Source organism: Pseudomonas reinekei (assembly GCF_001945365.1).
Lineage (GTDB): Bacteria > Pseudomonadota > Gammaproteobacteria > Pseudomonadales > Pseudomonadaceae > Aquipseudomonas > Aquipseudomonas reinekei.
Map to the genome: position 1 here is coordinate 66,675 of NZ_MSTQ01000020.1, position 17,492 is coordinate 84,166.

20 protein-coding genes are annotated in these 17,492 nt (G+C 60.5%); 10 read left to right on the forward strand and 10 right to left on the reverse strand.

Annotation, left to right across the window (positions count from 1 at the left end; all coding sequences use genetic code 11):
* Positions 1 to 39 precede the first annotated feature (39 nt).
* The 3 genes from BVK86_RS24490 (at position 40) to BVK86_RS24500 (ending at position 1,948) form a co-directional block, all read left to right on the forward strand.
* On the forward strand, positions 40 to 1,032 hold the full coding sequence (locus tag BVK86_RS24490; RefSeq protein ID WP_075948836.1) for a 2-hydroxyacid dehydrogenase: 993 nt from the start codon (positions 40 to 42) through the stop codon (positions 1,030 to 1,032).
* A 77-nt stretch (positions 1,033 to 1,109) separates the two neighbouring features.
* On the forward strand, positions 1,110 to 1,544 hold the full coding sequence (locus BVK86_RS24495; protein ID WP_075948837.1) for a hypothetical protein: 435 nt from the start codon (positions 1,110 to 1,112) through the stop codon (positions 1,542 to 1,544).
* Positions 1,544 to 1,948, forward strand: coding sequence for an META domain-containing protein (locus tag BVK86_RS24500; protein ID WP_075948838.1), 405 nt, complete (start codon positions 1,544 to 1,546; stop codon positions 1,946 to 1,948). The genes BVK86_RS24495 and BVK86_RS24500 overlap by 1 nt, the downstream gene beginning before the upstream one ends.
* 72 nt (positions 1,949 to 2,020) lie before the next feature.
* On the opposite strand, the gene BVK86_RS24505 is transcribed toward BVK86_RS24500, so the two are convergent.
* On the reverse strand, positions 2,021 to 2,488 hold the full coding sequence (locus BVK86_RS24505; protein ID WP_075948839.1) for a TlpA disulfide reductase family protein: 468 nt from the start codon (positions 2,486 to 2,488) through the stop codon (positions 2,021 to 2,023).
* Between the two features lie 115 nt (positions 2,489 to 2,603).
* Here BVK86_RS24505 and arsC point away from each other — a divergent pair, with 115 nt between their 5' ends.
* Genes arsC through BVK86_RS24520 form a run of 3 tightly spaced genes read left to right on the forward strand, consistent with a single transcriptional unit; the run spans position 2,604 to position 3,978 of the window.
* Positions 2,604 to 2,957: an arsenate reductase (glutaredoxin) gene (gene arsC / locus BVK86_RS24510; RefSeq protein WP_075948840.1), complete on the forward strand. Its 354-nt coding sequence runs from the start codon at positions 2,604 to 2,606 to the stop codon at positions 2,955 to 2,957.
* Positions 2,954 to 3,550, forward strand: a complete 597-nt coding sequence (gene wrbA / locus BVK86_RS24515; protein WP_075948841.1) for an NAD(P)H:quinone oxidoreductase — start codon at positions 2,954 to 2,956, stop codon at positions 3,548 to 3,550. Before arsC ends, wrbA begins: the two co-directional genes overlap by 4 nt.
* A gap of 2 nt (positions 3,551 to 3,552) precedes the next feature.
* Positions 3,553 to 3,978, forward strand: a complete 426-nt coding sequence (locus BVK86_RS24520) for a DUF2069 domain-containing protein (protein WP_075948842.1) — start codon at positions 3,553 to 3,555, stop codon at positions 3,976 to 3,978.
* Between the two features lie 98 nt (positions 3,979 to 4,076).
* Here BVK86_RS24520 and BVK86_RS24525 read toward each other — a convergent pair whose 3' ends face one another.
* Entirely contained in the window at positions 4,077 to 4,751 is a 675-nt protein-coding gene (locus BVK86_RS24525; RefSeq protein WP_075948843.1) for a DNA-3-methyladenine glycosylase I, read from the reverse strand.
* A gap of 146 nt (positions 4,752 to 4,897) precedes the next feature.
* The gene (ttcA, locus tag BVK86_RS24530; protein ID WP_075948844.1) at positions 4,898 to 5,722 is read right to left on the reverse strand and encodes a tRNA 2-thiocytidine(32) synthetase TtcA; all 825 of its coding nucleotides are present in this window, start codon (positions 5,720 to 5,722) and stop codon (positions 4,898 to 4,900) included.
* Positions 5,723 to 5,990: 268 nt separating this feature from the next.
* On the opposite strand from ttcA, the gene BVK86_RS24535 reads away from it, so the two are divergent.
* Both BVK86_RS24535 and BVK86_RS24540 read left to right on the forward strand, forming a co-directional pair.
* On the forward strand, positions 5,991 to 6,593 hold the full coding sequence (locus tag BVK86_RS24535) for a Yip1 family protein (protein ID WP_075948845.1): 603 nt from the start codon (positions 5,991 to 5,993) through the stop codon (positions 6,591 to 6,593).
* 158 nt (positions 6,594 to 6,751) lie between these two features.
* A complete protein-coding gene (locus BVK86_RS24540) occupies positions 6,752 to 7,246 on the forward strand; it encodes a SprT family zinc-dependent metalloprotease (RefSeq protein ID WP_075948846.1) in 495 nt (164 codons plus the stop codon).
* 66 nt (positions 7,247 to 7,312) lie between these two features.
* Here the strand turns inward: BVK86_RS24540 and BVK86_RS24545 are convergent, their stop codons facing one another.
* A complete protein-coding gene (locus BVK86_RS24545) occupies positions 7,313 to 8,494 on the reverse strand; it encodes a CaiB/BaiF CoA transferase family protein (RefSeq protein WP_075948847.1) in 1,182 nt (393 codons plus the stop codon).
* Between the two features lie 143 nt (positions 8,495 to 8,637).
* On the reverse strand, positions 8,638 to 9,972 hold the full coding sequence (locus BVK86_RS24550; RefSeq protein ID WP_075948848.1) for a dicarboxylate/amino acid:cation symporter: 1,335 nt from the start codon (positions 9,970 to 9,972) through the stop codon (positions 8,638 to 8,640).
* 339 nt (positions 9,973 to 10,311) lie between these two features.
* Between BVK86_RS24550 and BVK86_RS24555 the strand changes: the two genes are divergently transcribed.
* The gene (locus BVK86_RS24555) at positions 10,312 to 11,310 is read left to right on the forward strand and encodes an AraC family transcriptional regulator (RefSeq protein ID WP_075948849.1); all 999 of its coding nucleotides are present in this window, start codon (positions 10,312 to 10,314) and stop codon (positions 11,308 to 11,310) included.
* A 73-nt stretch (positions 11,311 to 11,383) separates the two neighbouring features.
* Here BVK86_RS24555 and BVK86_RS24560 read toward each other — a convergent pair whose 3' ends face one another.
* The 3 genes from BVK86_RS24560 to BVK86_RS24570 form a co-directional block, all read right to left on the reverse strand.
* Positions 11,384 to 12,730 (reverse strand): ATP-binding protein, encoded by a 1,347-nt coding sequence (locus tag BVK86_RS24560; RefSeq protein WP_075948850.1) that lies wholly within the window; start codon positions 12,728 to 12,730, stop codon positions 11,384 to 11,386.
* On the reverse strand, positions 12,727 to 13,404 hold the full coding sequence (locus BVK86_RS24565; RefSeq protein WP_075948851.1) for a response regulator: 678 nt from the start codon (positions 13,402 to 13,404) through the stop codon (positions 12,727 to 12,729). The genes BVK86_RS24560 and BVK86_RS24565 overlap by 4 nt, the downstream gene beginning before the upstream one ends.
* A gap of 92 nt (positions 13,405 to 13,496) precedes the next feature.
* Complete coding sequence (locus tag BVK86_RS24570) at positions 13,497 to 14,099, reverse strand: hypothetical protein (RefSeq protein ID WP_075948852.1); 603 nt, start codon at positions 14,097 to 14,099, stop codon at positions 13,497 to 13,499.
* A gap of 274 nt (positions 14,100 to 14,373) precedes the next feature.
* Here BVK86_RS24570 and BVK86_RS24575 point away from each other — a divergent pair, with 274 nt between their 5' ends.
* Entirely contained in the window at positions 14,374 to 15,099 is a 726-nt protein-coding gene (locus BVK86_RS24575; RefSeq protein ID WP_197678080.1) for a 4'-phosphopantetheinyl transferase family protein, read from the forward strand.
* A gap of 23 nt (positions 15,100 to 15,122) precedes the next feature.
* On the opposite strand, the gene BVK86_RS24580 is transcribed toward BVK86_RS24575, so the two are convergent.
* Both BVK86_RS24580 and BVK86_RS24585 read right to left on the reverse strand, forming a co-directional pair.
* Entirely contained in the window at positions 15,123 to 16,733 is a 1,611-nt protein-coding gene (locus BVK86_RS24580; protein ID WP_075948854.1) for an ATP-binding protein, read from the reverse strand.
* Positions 16,730 to 17,452, reverse strand: a complete 723-nt coding sequence (locus BVK86_RS24585) for a response regulator (protein ID WP_075948855.1) — start codon at positions 17,450 to 17,452, stop codon at positions 16,730 to 16,732. Before BVK86_RS24585 ends, BVK86_RS24580 begins: the two co-directional genes overlap by 4 nt.
* Positions 17,453 to 17,492 lie beyond the last annotated feature (40 nt).

Consider the following 17,492-nt stretch of genomic DNA (forward strand, 5'->3'; position numbering starts at 1 on the left):
GCACAGAAAGTGAATACGCCGAGTCTTCAGGGAGAACACATGCGCACAATTCTATTCAGCAGCCAGACCTACGACCGCGACAGTTTCCTCGCCGCCGACCTGCCCGCCGGCATCGAGTTGCACTTTCAACCGGCGCGTCTGAGCGTTGATACAGCGACGCTGGCCGAACAGCATGAGGTGGTCTGCGCCTTCATTAATGATGACCTCAGTGCGCCGGTGCTCGAGCGCCTGGCGGCGGGCGGCACACGTCTGATCGCCCTGCGCTCGGCCGGTTACAACCATGTCGACCTCGCGACCGCGAAACGTCTCGGACTGGCGGTGGTGCGCGTGCCGGCCTACTCGCCCCATGCGGTGGCCGAACATGCCGTGGCGCTGATCCTGGCGCTCAACCGGCGCTTGCACCGCGCCTACAACCGTACCCGCGAAGGCGATTTCAGCCTGCATGGGCTGACGGGTTTCGACCTGGTGGGCAAGACTGTCGGCGTGGTCGGCACCGGGCAGATCGGCGCAGCGTTCGCGAAAATCATGCACGGTTTCGGTTGCCAGTTGCTGGCCTACGACCCGTACCCCAACCCGCAGGTCGAAGCGCTCGGCGCCCGTTACCTGAGCTTGCCGCAACTGCTGGCCGAGTCGCAGATCATCAGCCTGCATTGCCCGCTCAATGATCAGAGCAAACATTTGATCAACCGCGAATCCTTGGCGCACATGCAACCGGGGGCAATGTTGATCAATACCGGTCGCGGAGGCCTGGTGGACACGCCCGCGCTGATTGACGCCCTCAAGAGCGGGCAACTGGGTTACCTGGGGCTGGATGTGTATGAAGAAGAGGCGCAACTGTTTTTCGAGGATCGTTCCGACCTGCCGCTGCAGGACGATGTCCTGGCGCGGTTGCTGACGTTCCCTAACGTCATCATCACGGCCCATCAGGCATTCCTCACCCGCGAGGCCCTTGGCGCGATTGCCGCGACCACCTTGCACAACATCGCGGCCTGGCATGCCGGTGACCCGCAAAACCTGGTCATGGCTGACTGAACCTGATCGAAGGTCATGCGCCCGCGCCATGCAACGCGAATGCCCGTGCTAGCATATCGCGCATATTTGGAGGACCCATGGTCGAACACGATTTCCGCTACAGCCTGATGAACCCGCAACACACCCTCACCGAATGCCGCGCCCTGGTGCCGGGGCGTTATCAAGTCACCGGCAACGGCGGCTCGATTCGTAACAACGACGTGTTGATTGTGACCCTCAAGGGCGCCAAGGACTTGTCCATGCGCCTGAGCGTCGAAACGGTTCGCCACTTGATCAATCCGCCCGGCCAATGGGTCGCGGTGGCCAGTGGCCCGGTGTTCGGCGAACTGGCGATCCACACCTGGCAAGTCAACTGCGACAACTGTGCGAAAGAGCTGAGCTTCGAGTTCGCGGTCGATGCCAAGCTGGGCAACAAGGCTGAGAAGCCTGCCGCCACCGCGCGGATTGCCGAATTGGGCTGGACCACCGTTGGCGAAAAGCACCTGTGCCCGACATGCCAGGAGTCTGCGTGATGAAACGCCTCGCTCTGGCCGCCATGGTCGGTGCAAGCCTGATGGGCTGCGCTGCCGAGCCGGTGCAATTGCAACAAAACCGCAGCTACATTCTGGAATGGATCGGCGAACGTCCATTGATGGATTACAGCCACCTGACCATCACCCTCGGCGATGATGGTCGCGCCTATGGCAATGGCGGCTGTAACCACTGGTTCGCGCCGTACACGCTGGAAGGCAACAAGCTGAGCTTCGGTAAAATCGGCAGCACCCGCAAACTCTGCGCGCCGGCACTGATGGAGCAGGAAAAACGCTTCCTTCAGGCGCTGGAGAACGTGCAACGCTGGGACGTCTCGTCCATCGAGCAGATGCGTTTCTGGCCGGCCGAAGGCAAGCCACTGCGCTGGTGGCTTGAAGAGGGTTGATCCCCTTTTCAACCTGCAGGAACCGGCTTGCCGGCTCCTGCAGAGTTCGTCTGCTCGTCATCATCACTGCGATTAATTCTTTGCCTGCAACGCCTCCAGCTTCGCCATCACCCCCGCCGCTGTCTGCTCGCCCATCAACTGCTCGCGCACCTTGCCCTTGTCATCGATGATGTAGGTCACCGGTAGCGCCTCACTGCGCGGCAACTCGAACACCTCGGCAGGGTCCTGCGCCAGCACGGTGAATTTGATACCGAGTTTTTCACTGGCGCCTTTCAGTTCTTCGCCCTGCACATTGTCGAAGTTGACCCCGAACACACCGATCTTCTTGTCCTTGAGCTGATCGGCCAACGCGTTCAGTTCCGGAATCTCGGTACGGCACGGTCCGCACCATTCAGCCCAGTAGTTAAGCACCAGCCACTTGCCGTCCAGGCGCTCGGCGGCGACCTTCTGCCCATTCTGATCGTTCCCGAAGTCGTTACCGCAGCCCCCCAGCATCAACGCCCCGATGATCGTCAATGTCGCTGCCAGTCGCCTTGTCATGTCGTGTTCCTTGTCAAAAATTGATTGCGCCTGCGACCCCATCGCCTCCCAAGGTTCTGGATTACGCGCTGCACAGTTAGAATAGCCGCCACCTTACGCAAGATGCGACCCGCTCATGACCGATCTGACGCTTTATCACAACCCGCGCTGCTCGAAATCCCGCGGTGCGCTCGAATTGCTCGAAGCCCGTGGCCTGACCCCGACCGTGGTCCGCTACCTGGAAACCCCACTCGACGCCGCGCAAATCCAGCGCCTGCTGGGCAAACTCGGCATCAGCGCCCGGCAACTGCTGCGCACCGGCGAGGACGAGTACAAAACCCTCAACCTCGCCGACAGCAGCCTCGGCGAAGCGCAATTGATCGCCGCCATCGCCGCCCACCCGAAACTGATGGAGCGGCCGATCCTCGAAGTCGGCGACAAAGCCGTCATCGGTCGTCCACCGGAGCAGATTCTGGAACTGTTGCCATGAGTGCGCCGTACATTCTGGTTTTGTATTACAGCCGCAGTGGCTCGACCAATGAAATGGCCCGGCAAATTGCCCGCGGTGTCGAACAGGCCGGCCTGGAAGCGCGGTTGCGCACCGTGCCGGCCATTTCCACCGAGTGCGAAGCGGTATCGCCGGACATTCCGGACGAAGGCGCGCTCTACGCCAGCCTCGACGACCTGAAAAACTGCACCGGCCTGGCGCTCGGCAGCCCAACCCGCTTCGGCAACATGGCGGCACCGCTCAAGTACTTCCTCGATGGCACCAGTAACCTGTGGCTGACCGGCGCGTTGGTGGGCAAACCTGCGGGGGTATTCACTTCCACGGCGAGCCTGCACGGCGGCCAGGAAACCACCTTGCTGTCGATGATGCTGCCGTTGCTGCACCACGGCATGCTGATTACCGGCCTGCCCTACAGCGAATCGGCCTTGCTGGAAACCCAGGGCGGCGGCACGCCGTACGGCGCCAGCCACCACGCCGGGGCCGATGGCAAAAGCGGTTTGGACACTCACGAAGTGGCGTTGTGCCGCGCGCTGGGCATGCGCCTGGCCAAGACAGCTCAGAAGCTGGAGGGCTAAGGATGGCCAAGAAGCCGAAGATTCTGCCCGCCATCGAATGGCTCGAACCGCGCGTCAAGGCGATGCGCGTCATCAGCCTGCTGTGCTTCTTTGGCCTGGTGGGATTGCTCTGCGTTTACTACCTGATGGTCGCCGATCTGCACGGTGCGCGGCCGTGGGTGATTCTGCTGATCGAGCTGGTGCCATTGCTGTTGCTCGCACCGGGGATGATTGTCGGCAACGCCCGGGGGCATTCCTGGATGTGTTTCGTGGTGAACCTGTATTTCATCAAGGGCGCATTGGCTGCGTATGACCCGAACCGGCAGATCTTCGGGGTGCTGGAGATGGCCGCGAGCCTGGCGGTGTTCTGTTCGGCTTTGTTGTATGTGCGGTGGCGGTATCAGCTGAACCGCAAGCTGGCTGGCGAGGGGGAGGTTTCCGTCGCCTGACAGATTGCAATCGCTAGCAGGCTAGCTGCCACAGGGGACTTGTTCGGCACAGATCCAATGTGGGAGCCAGCCTGCTGGCGATTGATCACAACTCGGTCTCAATGATTGACGGTATAAGCCAGCATCATCGAAATCTCGCTCATCGGCCGCCCGCCACTTTGTTCGTGCCACTGGTTGAACACCTCCTGCACCAACGCCAGGTCGCGCAGACTGGTCGGCACCTTGTCGATGATCTTCTGCGCATTCAACGCCGCGACCACGTCGTAGCTCGGCACAAATGTGTCCTTGCCCACCATGCGCAGGAAACGCGGCGCCGACAGACCACCCAATTGATGGCCGCGCTTTTTCAGGAAGGTCCACAACCCGACGATATCGGTCACTGGCCAGTCGGCGATCATGGCACCGAAACTGCCCTTCTCGTGGGCCACGTCCAGCACGAACTGCGCGTTGCGCGGCACGCTCTTGAGCTTGCCCAGGTGGCGGATGATCCGCGCGTCCTGCATCAGGCGCTCCAGGTGTTCGGCGCTCATCAACACGACTTTTTCCGGGTCGAACTTGAAGAACACTTCTTCGAAGGCCGGCCACTTGGCGTCTACCAGGCTGTGCTTGAGCCCGGCGCGGAACACGCGCAAAGCCATGGTCGAGAGGTAGCGGTCGTCGCTGATCTTGCGCAGTTGTGCCGCAGATTTGGGAACGGGCAGATGGGCTTCCAGTTCAGCCGCCGAACCAAAACGGTTCAAGCAGTATTCATTCAGCCACTTGTAATCGCGCATGCCCTCTCCTGGGGATTGAAAAATGAACGGCCAACTTGTGACAAAACCTGTGGGAGCCAGCCTGCTGGCGATGAAGGGGTGTCAGTCAACAATAAGTGCCTGACACCCCGCCATCGCCAGCAGGCTGGCTCCTACAGTGATTACGGTTAGAGGTTGACCACGTTGACGAAACGCGAAGCCGCGGTCTCGTCGATCTTGAGGTTGGTGAAGTCGAACAGGTTGCGGTCCGCCAGTTGCGACGGAATCACGTTCTGCAAGCTGCGGAAAATGCTCTCGGTGCGCCCAGGTGTCTTGCGGTCCCACTCCTGGAGCATTTCCTTGACCACCTGGCGTTGCAGGTTTTCCTGGGAACCGCAGAGGTTGCACGGGATGATCGGGAACTGCTTGAGGTCGGAATAGGCCTGGATGTCTTTTTCGTTGCAGTAGGCCAACGGGCGGATCACCACGTTGCGCCCGTCATCGGCGCGCAGTTTGGGTGGCATGGCCTTGAGCGAACCGTTGAAGAACATGTTGAGAAAAAAGGTCTCGACGATGTCGTCGCGGTGATGACCCAAAGCCATTTTGGTCGCACCGATCTCGTCAGCAAAGGTGTACAGCGTGCCGCGACGCAGGCGCGAGCACAGCGAGCAGGTGGTTTTCCCTTCGGGAATCAGTTCCTTGACCACCGAATAGGTGTCTTTTTCGACGATGTGATATTCGATGCCCAGCTCTTTGAGGTAAGCCGGCAGGACGTGCTCGGGGAAACCCGGTTGTTTCTGGTCCATGTTCACGGCCACGATCTCGAACTTGATCGGCGCGACCTTCTGCAAGTGCATCAGCACGTCGAGCATGGTGTAGCTGTCCTTGCCGCCGGACAGGCAGACCATGACCTTGTCGCCGTCTTCAATCATGTTGAAATCGGCAACAGCCTCACCGGCCTGACGGCGAAGGCGCTTTTGCAGTTTGTTCTGGTTGACCGTAAGAGTGCCCATGACGCGAAATCCGTGAGGTGTGACGAAAGGCGGGCATTTTACGCAAAAACGCCCCAAGGGCGAAGTCCCTGAGTCCCACAGACACTTCCGCGATTACCCCACCTGTTTACAGCGCAATTTGCTCTAAGCCCCCTCTCCTTGTGCGGTTAACTCCTTTCTATACTGCGACATAAGGTCGCATTCGAATTCAGACCTATGACTTGCTGGGCCGCATTGGCCCGTAGGCGCTCCACTGGGGGGCGACGGTAAAAAAAGAGGAGTGACTGGCATGATCCATCACGTAGTGGGACTCTTCACCCACCCTGACCAAGAATGGAAAGAAATCCGTGGCGACCAGGAGGAAAGCATCAGCCACATGTACCTGACCCACACCCTGATTCTGGCGGCGATCCCTGCCGTGTCGGCGTTTATCGGCACCACGCAGGTCGGCTGGGTGATCGGTAATCGAGCGCCAGTGATGTTGACCATGGAAAGTGCGCTATGGATGACGATCATGTCGTACCTGGCGATGCTCGGTGGCGTTGCGGTGATGGGCGCGTTCATCCACTGGATGGCCCGCACCTATGACGCCAATCCCAGCCTGGCACGCTGCGTAGCGTTTGCGACCTACACCGCGACACCGCTGTTCATTGGCGGCCTGGCGGCACTGTACCCGCATATGTGGCTGGGGATGATCGTCGGCACCGCGGCGATTTGCTACACGGTCTACCTGCTGTATGTCGGGCTACCGACGTTCATGAACATTCCAACTGACGAGGGCTTTCTGTTTTCCAGTTCGGTACTCGCCGTAGGCCTGGTCGTGCTGGTGGCGATCATGGCGTTCACCGTCATTGTCTGGGGACTCGGCGTGGGGCCGGTCTATACCAACTAGCGACAAACCACCTAATAATCAGATCTGCCGACACAGGCCGCCGCAAGGCGGCCTTTTGATGCATCCGCCAGGAGAAACGCAACGACCATTCGGCGCTCAGACGATTCGCAAGGCCCGAGCGTTGCGGCATACTCGACGTCTCTGGAGATCCATCAAGCATGCCCGAGCAACTCTACACCCGCGTCGAAGACTGTTTTCAACAAGCCGAATCATTTTTCAAACGACCTTTCAAACGCCCCGTGGTGAGCCTCAAGCTGCGCGGGCAAAAAGCCGGGGTCGCGCATTTGCACGAGAATCTGCTGCGTTTCAACCCGCAGTTGTACCGGGAAAACACTGAAGATTTTCTCAAACAGACCGTGGCCCATGAAGTGGCGCATCTGATTGCTCATCAACTGTTCGGCGACCGCATCCAGCCCCACGGCGAAGAGTGGCAATTGATCATGCGCGGTGTGTACGAACTGCCGCCCAATCGCTGCCACACCTACGACGTCAAGCGCCGCAGCGTGACTCGTTACATCTATAAGTGCCCGTGCCCCGACAGTGATTTTCCCTTTTCGTCACAGCGCCATGGCTTGGTGCGACAGGGGCGGCGGTATTTGTGTCGGCGCTGTCGCAGTACGTTGGTTTTCAGTGGGGAAATGCGGGTCGAGTAGCTGGGCTTTTGTTGTGGCTGCACTGGCCTCATCGCCAGCAGGCTGGCGATTGCTATTTATCAGGCACTAAAGAACCACCTTGGCCCGCCGCAACTCTTCAATCCGCTGCGCATTGAATCCCAACTCTCCCAGCACCTGATCCGTATGTGCCCCCAACGCCGCGCCAATGTGCCGAGGCTCCGGCAATCCATCCGAGAACTTCAACGGGCACGCCATCTGCGCCTGGCTTGAACCATCGCCCCGCGGCACTTGGGTGACCAGCTCCCGCGCCTGCAACTGCGGATGCCGCAACGCCTCGCCCATGCTCAATACCGGCTCGACACAGGCATCCAGCTCGGCAAACAACGCGCAGAGTTCGGCAAAGTCATGCTTCTCGAACTCAACCGTCAACGCCTCCTTGAGCTTCTTCTGCTGCGCCGGTTGTGGCGACAGTCCGAGTCCCGCCAGTTCCTCCAGGCCCAGCGCCACGCACAATTGCTTCATGAACGCCGGTTCCAGACTGCCCACCGACAACCAGCGTCCATCCCGCGAGCGGTAATAGTCGTAAAAACTGCCACCATTGAGCACCTGGTCTTCCCGGCCCGGCTCGACACCGCAGGCCAGATACCCGGCGCCCGCCATGGCGTTCAGGCTGAAGGCGCAGTCGGTCATGCTCACATCCAGGTGTTGCCCCTGCCCGGTTTGCTGGCGGGCAATCACCGCCGCCAGCAAGCCGATCACCCCGTGCAGCGAACCGCCGGCGACATCCGCAACCTGCGGCCCCAAGGGCAACGGCCCACTGTCGGCTCGGCCTGTGTAGCTCGCCAGCCCGGCCAGCGCCAGGTAATTGATGTCATGGCCGGCGCGATCCTTGTAGGGGCCGGTCTGGCCGTAACCGGTGATCGACACATAGATGAGCTTCGGGTTGATCGCCTTCAAGGCTTCATAGCCCAGCCCCAAACGCTCCATGACACCGGGGCGAAACTGCTCCAGCACGATGTCGTAGTCCTGCAGCAACTGCTTGATGATCTCCTGCGCCCCAGGCTGCTTGAGGTCCAGCGCCAGGCTGCGCTTGTTGCGGTTGAGGTAGGCATGGCTGGCCGATACACCCTGGTCATGGGGCGGCAGCACGCGCAGCAGGTCCATGCGGGTCGGCGACTCGATGCGCAACACTTCGGCGCCCATGTCCGCCAGCAACAATGAGGCGAACGGCCCCGGCAGCAGCGTCGAGAAATCCAGAACCTTGAGTGATGCCAGTGGACCGAGCATGGATGTTCTCCCTGAATGATGCTCCCAGACTAGGCAGCCGGACGCTCAGGGGCAATAACCTTATGTGCCAGTGACGCTGACCGTTGCGCTCAGGTCGCAGGCAGAAAAAAACCCGCCGAAGCGGGTTTTTCATTGCAGCCGATTTACTTGGCGTTAACCGGGGCCAGCTCATCGGCGTGGCCCAGAACGTCGTCTTTAGGCTCTTCGGCAATACCGCGACCGCCCGAGGCCAGCTCGGCTTGCAGCACGTCGGTGTCCAGTTCCTTGACCCACTTGGCCACGACGATGGTCGCCACGGCGTTACCCACCAGGTTGGTCAGGGCACGGGCTTCGGACATGAAGCGGTCGATACCGAGAATCAACGCCAGGCCGGCAACCGGCAGGTGGCCCACGGCGGACAGGGTGGCAGCCAGTACGATGAAGCCCGAACCGGTCACGCCAGCAGCGCCTTTGGAGGACAGCAGCAACACCACCAGCAGGGTGATTTGATGGGTGATGTCCATGTGGGTGTCAGTTGCCTGGGCAATGAACACGGCCGCCATGGTCAGGTAGATCGCAGTACCGTCGAGGTTGAACGAGTAACCGGTCGGGATCACCAGACCCACGACGGATTTCTGCGCACCCAGACGCTCCATCTTGATCAGCATGCGCGGCAGTACCGATTCCGAAGAGGAAGTACCCAACACGATCAGCAGTTCTTCACGGATGTAGCGGATCATTTTCAGGATGCTGAAGCCGTGAGCGCGTGCGATACCGCCCAGCACGATCAGGATGAACAGCAGGCAGGTGATGTAGAAGCAGATCATCAGTTGACCCAACTGCACCAGCGAGCCGACACCGTAGGCACCGATGGTGAACGCCATGGCACCGAAGGCACCGATTGGCGCGAGCTTCATGATCATGTTGATGATGTTGAACATCACGTGGGCGAAACGATCGATGAAGTCCAGCAGCGGCTTGCCGTAGGCACCCAGGCGATGCAGGGCGAAACCGAAGATCACCGAGAACATCAGCACTTGCAGGATGTCGCCCGTGGCGAACGCGCCGACGATGGTGGAGGGGATCACGTTGAGCAGGAAGCCAACGACGCTTTGGTCAGCACCGGCCGACACATAGGCAGCGACTTTGGAGGCGTCCAGCGTGCTCACGTCGATGTGCATGCCATTGCCTGGCTGCACGATGTTGACGACGACCAGGCCCACCAGCAACGCGATGGTCGAAACGATTTCGAAGTAAAGCAACGCGTAACCACCGGTCCTGCCGACCGACTTCATGCTCTGCATGCCGGCGATACCGCTGACAACCGTACAGAAGATGATTGGGGCGATGATCATTTTGATCAGTTTGATGAACCCGTCACCCAGCGGCTTTACGGCCACACCGAGCTGTGGATAGTAGTGACCGAGCAAAATACCGATGACAATTGCAACGATCACCTGGAAATACAGGGATTTGTACAGTGGCTGACGAGTCGTCATTGCAAAGTTCCTCAAGAGTGCGCGCAGACAACATCCATCTGTTGCCCGGGACACCTCAAATGCGAACCCTCCTGCACTGGAGGGATTTGTTTTTTCGAGCTGCGCGACGGCAGGCCTCTGCTCGTTGTATCGCAAAGCCCGTGCCACCTCCGCTGAAACACCCGCAAGCCTTTTGATATCAAGGGTTGCCGGTCGTGCCTGGTCATTGCTCGACTCAAGGGCAATGGCGGATTTCCGCCCTTCAAACAAATCAGGTCCTGCAATCTGGCGGATATCCGCCTTGTTCATCGAGTGGAACCGCAGCTACCATCCGTCGCTCAATGGACGGATTTGCCAGCTATGCGCGAACGCACTATCGCCAGTCACTTTGCCCGCGCCGTCCTGGGTGGCGCGCAACGTCGTGGCCTGGACTACTCCAGCCTGTTGCAACAATTGGCGATCAGCCCCGAATTGCTCGACGAGCCGCGCGCGCGCATTGCCCCGGAACAGTTCACCCGGCTGATTCAGGGGTTGTGGCTGGCACTGGATGACGAATACCTGGGTTTCGGACGTGGCCCCAGCAAGCCGGGCAGCTTCGCGATGATGTGCCATGCGGTGATCCACTGCCGTAACCTGGAGAAGGCGCTGAATCGTGGTTTGTTGTTTTATAGCCTGTTCCCCGACGCCCCGCGCCTGACCCTGAAGCGCGAAGACGACATGATTCGCCTGAGCCTCGACGATTCGCAGCTCTGGGACCCGGATCATTTTCTCAGCGAGAGCTTGTTGGTGATCTGGCATCGCTTCGGCAGCTGGCTGATCGGCCAGCGGATTCGCCTGGAACAGGCTGCCTTCAGTTACCCGCGACCGGAGCACGGTGCCGAGTACGACTTGCTGTTCTCCTGCCCGCTAGCGTTTTCCGAGGATCAGAGCAGCCTGCTGTTTCACAGCCGCTACCTGAACATGCCGCTGCTGCAGGACGAACGCACCCTCAAGCAATTTCTCGAACACTCGCCGGCCGATCTGCTGTCACGCCCGGACGACGGCAACAGCCTGAGTAGCCAGTTGCGCCGCTTGCTCAGCCGCGACAGCGCTCGCTGGCCGGACCTTGACGCCGTGGCCGCGCATTTACACATCAGCCCGCAAACGCTGCGTCGGCATCTGCGTGACGAAGGCACCAGTTTTCAGGAATTGAAGGATCAACTGCGTCGGGACATCGCGATTTATCACCTCAGCCGCGCGGATCTGTCATTGCAACAGATTGCCGAGCAACTGGGGTTTTCCGAGCCTTCGGCGTTTCACCGGGCGTTCAAGAAGTGGACGGGGTTGACGCCAGGGGCGTATCGCGCGCAGGAAAATTGAGCTTCAGACTCGACTTTTTCGGTGCTCAAACCACCCTCAGCGCGGGCAAGCAAGTGCAGTAACGATCTACCGGTCAAACCACCGGAAAATGAATCCGGAACGCCGCGCCGCCTAAGGGTGAATCGTCCAGGGTCAATGTGGCGGTGTAGCTCTCGATAATGTCTTTGACCACCGCCAGGCCGATGCCCTGCCCGGGATGTTGGCGATCCAGACGCTCGCCGCGTTCGAGAATCCGCGCACGCTGGCCCATCGGCACGCCGGGGCCGTCGTCTTCGACGCACAACTCGATACCGATGAAAGATTCCCGCACGCTGATGCGCACTTCGCCCAGGCACAGGCGATAGGCGTTCTCCAGCAAGTTACCGAGCATTTCCAGCAAGGCACCCCGCTCGATTGGCACGAAGCATTCTTCCGGCAGATCGAAGGTGACCCGCACACGCTTGTCGCGGTAAACCTTGTCCAGCGTGTCGCACAGGCTTTGCAGCACCGGCTGCAGGCGCACCTGGTGCCGCACAAGGCCGCTTTTGCGCAGGCTGGCGCGCTGCAGCTGGTAGCTGATCTGCTGGCTCATGCGTTCGATCTGGGTTTGCAGCACCCACGCCTGATCGCGATCTTCCGGGCGTTGCGCCATGTCTTCACTGACGCCTTGCAACACCGCCAGCGGCGTTTTCAGGCTGTGTGCCAGATCATCCAGGGAATCCCGATAGCGACTGCGCTGTTCGCGCTCGCTGTGCAGCAAACGGTTGAGCGAGCCGGTCAGACGCAACAGTTCGCGGGGATGCTCTTCGCTGAGGCTTTCACGGGTGCCGCCTTCAATCTGGTCCAGTTCCTGACTCAACCGGCGCAAGGCTTGCAAACCCCAGGTCAGGCCGAACCACAGTAACGCCAACAGCACCAGCAACGCCGCGCCGAAGCCCAGGTAGAGGTTTTCCCGCAGGCCTTCGAGGGTGACTTCGTATTCGCGCACCGGTTGCAGGGCAACAATGCTGAACGCCGCACTCTTGCCCCCCAGCAGTTTGACCTCGACGTCATAGACAAAGAATTCCGCGCCGTTGGCCTCACTGATTCTCGCGAACTCGTTGCCGCGCCCGTCGTAGCGTGGCTTGTAGTTGATGTGTTCTTCCTGAGTGGCCCTCGACCGCCAGACCAGACGCCCTTCGCGGTCGTAGATGTAGCCGAGCAAACGGCTGTCGGTGAGATTGAAGCGCTCGTCGGGCAGTTGCGCCGGCATCTGCAAGCTGTTGTTCTCAACCCGGGCGGCAGAGATCAGCGTCGTCACATCCGACGCCAGGCGCTGCTCGATGGAGTCCTGCAAGGCGAGACTGAACGCGCCTTGCATGGCCGGCAGCAATGCCAGCATGAACAACACCGCCAGGAGGGTGGCGGCGAGCATCAGGCGAACGCGAAGAGAACGAATCAAGTGCAGCGCTCATTGAACAGGTAGCCAAGGCCACGCACGGTGTCGATCGGCTTGAAGCCTGCCGGGCCTTCAAGTTTGCGGCGCAGACGGCCGACCAGCACTTCGATCACATTCGGATCGCGCTCGTCGTCATCCGGGTAGAGCTGCTCCATCAACCGGTCCTTGGCCACCACTTGTTGATGGTGGCGCATCAGGTATTCGAGGATGCGGTACTCGTAGGCTGTCAGCGCCAGCGGTTGCTCGTCGAGGGACGCCTGCTTGCGATTGAGGTCAAGCAGCAACGGGCCTGCGACGATGGTCGACTGGGTAAAGCCGCTGGAGCGGCGCAGCAAGGCATTAAGCCTGGCGTCGAGTTCTTCGAACTGGAACGGCTTGACCACATAGTCGTCGGCCCCGGCGGCCAGGCCTTCGACCTTGTCCTGCCAGTTGCCCCGGGCGGTGAGGATCAGGATCGGGAACGTCTTGCCACCCGAACGCAACTGGCGAATCAGATCAAGCCCGCCCATGCCCGGCAGACCGAGGTCGATCACCGCCAGATCAAAATTGAACTGTCCGGTTTGATACAAGGCTTCTTCGGCATTGGCCACGGACTCGACCACGTGGCCGCTTTCCTTCAGGCGGGTCTGCAGGTGATGGCGTAACAGCGCTTCATCTTCGACAACCAGCAATTTCATAACGCTCTCCCGGGCAAATCAGAATCTCCAGACCTTAGTAGTCTGTGGGAATTAGCCTGCAAGGCTCCTCCAGACTACTAAGGCGAACCGCTTTAGAACGCGTAGTTGGCCGACAGGTAAGTCTGCGCGCTGCTGGTCAAATCCAGCGAGCCCTGTTTATTACCACCGTTCACACTCATTTCGGTGCTGGCATTGCTGCGCAGGTAGCGGTAACCCAATTCAACCGAGGTGTTTTGCGAAACCTGTTGCAGGACGCCCAGTTGCCCGCCGATGGCGTAACCGATATCGCTGTCGCGGCTGTAGCCGGGCGAGTCCTGGGTCAGCTTGGTCAAACCGGCCGTGACGCCCCCGAACAACTTGGTGCTGCCGCCCACCGGATAGAACAGATCGTAGCTGCCCAGCAGGTTTTCCTGACGCAGTTTAATCCCATTGTGCGAGCCAGACACGTTGTCGTAGGTGGCGTAGTAACGGCCCTGACTGTTTTGCTGCCCCAGACGCACGCCCCAGGTGTTGTCCTTGCCGATCACACCATCGGCATTCGGGTGGTTGAGGTTGGAGTCCAGCGCGTTGGACTTTTTAACCTTGTCGCTGGTCTGTCCAAAAGTAAGGCTGGCAAAATTTTCATCGGCCGCGTGGGCAGCGACGCTGGCGCCCATCACAGTGAAAGCCAACAGCAGTTTTTTGAAAGTAGTCATTGCGGAGTTACCTCATGCGCTATCTTGCTTTTCGGGTATGGCGCAAGGTTACGGCCCCCGCCCTGAACTCCCCCTGAACGCTCTCTGAACCTGAGCTGAACCCACTCGACCTGACTGTTTCGGCACGTTTCAACAGGAGATTCGCCCCTGCGCATGTTTCTCGTTGTTCTCTTGCTGGCCCTGAGCAGCCCCGGCCAAGCCGCCATCAAGCCCCCTCGCCACAAAAGCCCTTTTGCACTACCCAGCCGCAGCTCAACCCGGCAAAATGTCCGCCATGAATTCCGTCCCTGCCCTGCCCGCCTGCTGCTCCGACCTTGATGCCCAATGGCCGCTACCGATTGCGCTGCCCGATACGGTGCTGCTGAGTACCCACTTCGATCCTGCACAACTGCTTGGCGATGACTTCCAGCGCAATGCCATCGAGGTGCCAGCGAGTATTCAGCGCTCCGTCGCCAAGCGGCAGGCAGAGTTTCTCGCCGGGCGAATCTGCGCCCGCGCCGCCCTGCAACAACTCGAAGGTCTGAGCTTCAGTCCGGCCATCGGCGAAGACCGGGCGCCCGTCTGGCCGGCGCACATCACCGGTTCGATCACCCACAGCACCGGTCAGGCAGCGGCCATCGTCGCGAAAAAAAGCCATTGGCGCGGGTTGGGCATGGACCTGGAGAACCTGCTCAACGCCGAACGCGCCGAACGTCTGGCCGGAGAAATCCTCACCGCCCCCGAACTGCAGCGCATGGCCACCGGCCGACGCGATCAATTGGCGTTGTGGGTAACCCTGACCTTTTCGGTGAAGGAAAGCCTGTTCAAGGCGCTCTACCCGATCGTTCAAAAGCGCTTTTATTTTGAACACGCCGAAGTGCTGGAATGGACCGACACCGGTGCCGTGCGGTTGCGGTTGTTGACGGATTTGTCCAGCGAGTGGCGTAACGGTACGGAGCTCGACGCGCAGTTCGGAGTGCGGGATGGGCAGTTGTTGAGTCTTGTCAGCATCAAGGCTTGAAGCCGCCAGCGCCAGCACACCTCTCAACGCTGCTCCTGATTCCTCGGCCAACTCAAGCTGAAACAAGCCCCGCCCAGGCTTTTGCTCTTGCCGATCAACGCCCGTCCGTCATGCCAATGGATAATCCGCCGCACAATCGACAAGCCCAAGCCATGCCCGCCCGATGCCCGGGTGCGACTGTCGTCGAGGCGCAGGAACGGGGTGAAAATTTTCTCCCAGGCGATTTCCGGGACGCCCGGCCCGTCATCCTCGACATCCACCCGACAGCGCTGCTGCCCCACCTGATAACTGATGGTCACCCGTGACTGCGCGTGGCGCATGGCGTTGCTCACCAGATTCTGGATCGCCCGGTGCAGGTAACGCGGTTCGGCCTCGACCCAGGCGTCGTCGTTATCGGCCGCCGACAGGCACAACCCGCGTTGCACCGTAACATCGGCGCGCAACGGCGCCAGTTCCTCGATCACCTGATTGACCAAAGCATCCAGATCGATGCGCTGAAAATTCAGCGCCGGCGATCCCTGCTCCAGTCGCGCATACGTGAGCATTTCATCCACCAGGCGATCAAGGTCCTCGATGTCGTGGTCCATGCCCTCGCAGTACTTTTCCAGGGCTTGCGGCGTCGTGGCCGAGCCGATCATCTCCAGGCCAAACCGCAGTCGCGCCACCGGTGTACGCAGCTCGTGGGACACCGCGCGCACCAGTTCACGCTGGATCGCCAGCAGTTGCTGCAAGTGCTCGGCCATGCCGTTGAAGGCCGAAGCCAGTCGCCCGACCGAGTCCGCGCCGCGCGCCGATACGCGGGTTTCCAGACTGCCCTTGGCAATGCGCGTGGCCGCCGCTTCCAGGCCACGCAGGCGCCGCTCGAGCTGACGCACCAGCAGGTAGACGATCAAACCGATCAAGGTCAGGCCCAGTGCCGCAATCAGCACCAGCCACTCCGGCGGATAAGGATTCATCTGATACAGCGGGCCGATTTCCAGCACCCACGGTGTGCCGACCATACCGGCAAACACCCGGATCGAATCGCCGCCCTTGCCCAGCGCCATCACCGTGTCACCTTCAGACACGCGGCGGCTCTGGTCTTCGTCCATGTCAGCGTCTTCGACCGTCACCAGACGCAAGTCAAAACCGAACCCTTTGTCCTGTTTCAACTGCGCCAGCCGCACCGGTTGCTCGCCTACCGGGTAGCGCACCAGTTCGTCGGCCAACAGGTAAATGGTCGCCCGCGCCAGTTGCTCACTGATTTGCTGCACTTCCCCGGTAAGGATCAGTTGCTCCTTGTCGCTGACCAGGCGGTAAACCTTCGCCGCATGCGGTCCGGTCTGCTCCACCAGCGCTTCGCCATGCAGCACGCGGGTGCGTTGACGCAAGTCGAGGTCGGTTTCGTTGAAGGTTTTCAGCGCCAGCGGAATCCCCAGCAAGCGCTCCCACACCAGCAACGCCCGGTGGCGCTCGGTCTGGTTCATCGGTTGCAGGTTGTCGGCCATCAGCGAAAACGTGCCGTGGGCCAGACGCTCGCGGTACTGCTCGCTGCGCACCTGGTTGAGCATTTGCAATGCCAGCACGCCAAGAACCGCCACCAGAATCAGCGCGGCGCACATGCCGCCGTAAATACGCAGGAAGATCGAGTTCACAGGGTTGGGTCTACGCAGGCCTCGGGAACGAACAAATAACCTTTGCTACGCACGGTCTTGATCAGCCGTGGATGATCCGGGTCGTCGCCGATCTTCGGCCGGATGCGCGAGATGCGCACGTCGATGGAGCGGTCCTGGCCGTCATAGCCGATGCCGCGCAGCGCGGTAAAGATTTCTTCCCGGGACAGAATGCGCCCGGCGTTGGCCACCAGCAGCCAGAGCAAGTCGAACTCGGCGCTGGTCAGTTCGATACCATTGTCATTGAGCCAGGCTTCGCGCAAGGCGTTGTCCACCACCAACGGGCCGAATTGCAGACGCCGTTGTTTTTCCGGGACCGGCTCAGGGGTTTCACTGCGTCGCAGCAACGCCTGGATCCGCGCCAGCAGCAGGCGCGGACGCACCGGTTTGCATACGTAATCGTCGGCGCCCAGGTCGAGGCCGAGGATCTGGTCGGTGTCGTCACTGCGCGCGGTGAGCATCAGGATCGGGCCGTCATAGCGGTCGCGGACCTTGCGGCAAATGCTCAGGCCGTCTTCACCGGGGAGCATCAGGTCGAGGATCACCAGGTCCGGCTGTTCCTTGATGATGCGCGCCGCCGCCAGGGCGCCATTGCCCTCGATCGACACACGCAGGCCATTGGCTTCCAGGTAATCGCGAGTCAGTTCGGCCAGACGCTGGTCGTCCTCCACAATCAATACCTGCCAGGCTTCTTGCTCCACGGATGACCTCTGCTTGCCAATGACTCTTTATAAGGAAGGA

Bases quoted from the DNA above. Each gene is read 5' to 3' on its own strand.
- BVK86_RS24550 (WP_075948848.1), bottom strand. From the start codon at position 9,972: ATGACGACTCGTCAGCCACTGTACAAATCCCTGTATTTCCAGGTGATC.
- BVK86_RS24520 (WP_075948842.1), top strand. From the start codon at position 3,553: ATGGCCAAGAAGCCGAAGATTCTGCCCGCCATCGAATGGCTCGAACCG.
- BVK86_RS24545 (WP_075948847.1), bottom strand. From the start codon at position 8,494: ATGCTCGGTCCACTGGCATCACTCAAGGTTCTGGATTTCTCGACGCTG.
- wrbA (WP_075948841.1), top strand. From the start codon at position 2,954: ATGAGTGCGCCGTACATTCTGGTTTTGTATTACAGCCGCAGTGGCTCG.
- BVK86_RS24500 (WP_075948838.1), top strand. From the start codon at position 1,544: ATGAAACGCCTCGCTCTGGCCGCCATGGTCGGTGCAAGCCTGATGGGC.
- BVK86_RS24565 (WP_075948851.1), bottom strand. From the start codon at position 13,404: ATGAAATTGCTGGTTGTCGAAGATGAAGCGCTGTTACGCCATCACCTG.
- arsC (WP_075948840.1), top strand. From the start codon at position 2,604: ATGACCGATCTGACGCTTTATCACAACCCGCGCTGCTCGAAATCCCGC.
- BVK86_RS24505 (WP_075948839.1), bottom strand. From the start codon at position 2,488: ATGACAAGGCGACTGGCAGCGACATTGACGATCATCGGGGCGTTGATG.
- BVK86_RS24570 (WP_075948852.1), bottom strand. From the start codon at position 14,099: ATGACTACTTTCAAAAAACTGCTGTTGGCTTTCACTGTGATGGGCGCC.
- BVK86_RS24555 (WP_075948849.1), top strand. From the start codon at position 10,312: ATGCGCGAACGCACTATCGCCAGTCACTTTGCCCGCGCCGTCCTGGGT.
- BVK86_RS24540 (WP_075948846.1), top strand. From the start codon at position 6,752: ATGCCCGAGCAACTCTACACCCGCGTCGAAGACTGTTTTCAACAAGCC.
- ttcA (WP_075948844.1), bottom strand. From the start codon at position 5,722: ATGGGCACTCTTACGGTCAACCAGAACAAACTGCAAAAGCGCCTTCGC.
- BVK86_RS24575 (WP_197678080.1), top strand. From the start codon at position 14,374: ATGAATTCCGTCCCTGCCCTGCCCGCCTGCTGCTCCGACCTTGATGCC.
- BVK86_RS24490 (WP_075948836.1), top strand. From the start codon at position 40: ATGCGCACAATTCTATTCAGCAGCCAGACCTACGACCGCGACAGTTTC.
- BVK86_RS24535 (WP_075948845.1), top strand. From the start codon at position 5,991: ATGATCCATCACGTAGTGGGACTCTTCACCCACCCTGACCAAGAATGG.
- BVK86_RS24525 (WP_075948843.1), bottom strand. From the start codon at position 4,751: ATGCGCGATTACAAGTGGCTGAATGAATACTGCTTGAACCGTTTTGGT.
- BVK86_RS24495 (WP_075948837.1), top strand. From the start codon at position 1,110: ATGGTCGAACACGATTTCCGCTACAGCCTGATGAACCCGCAACACACC.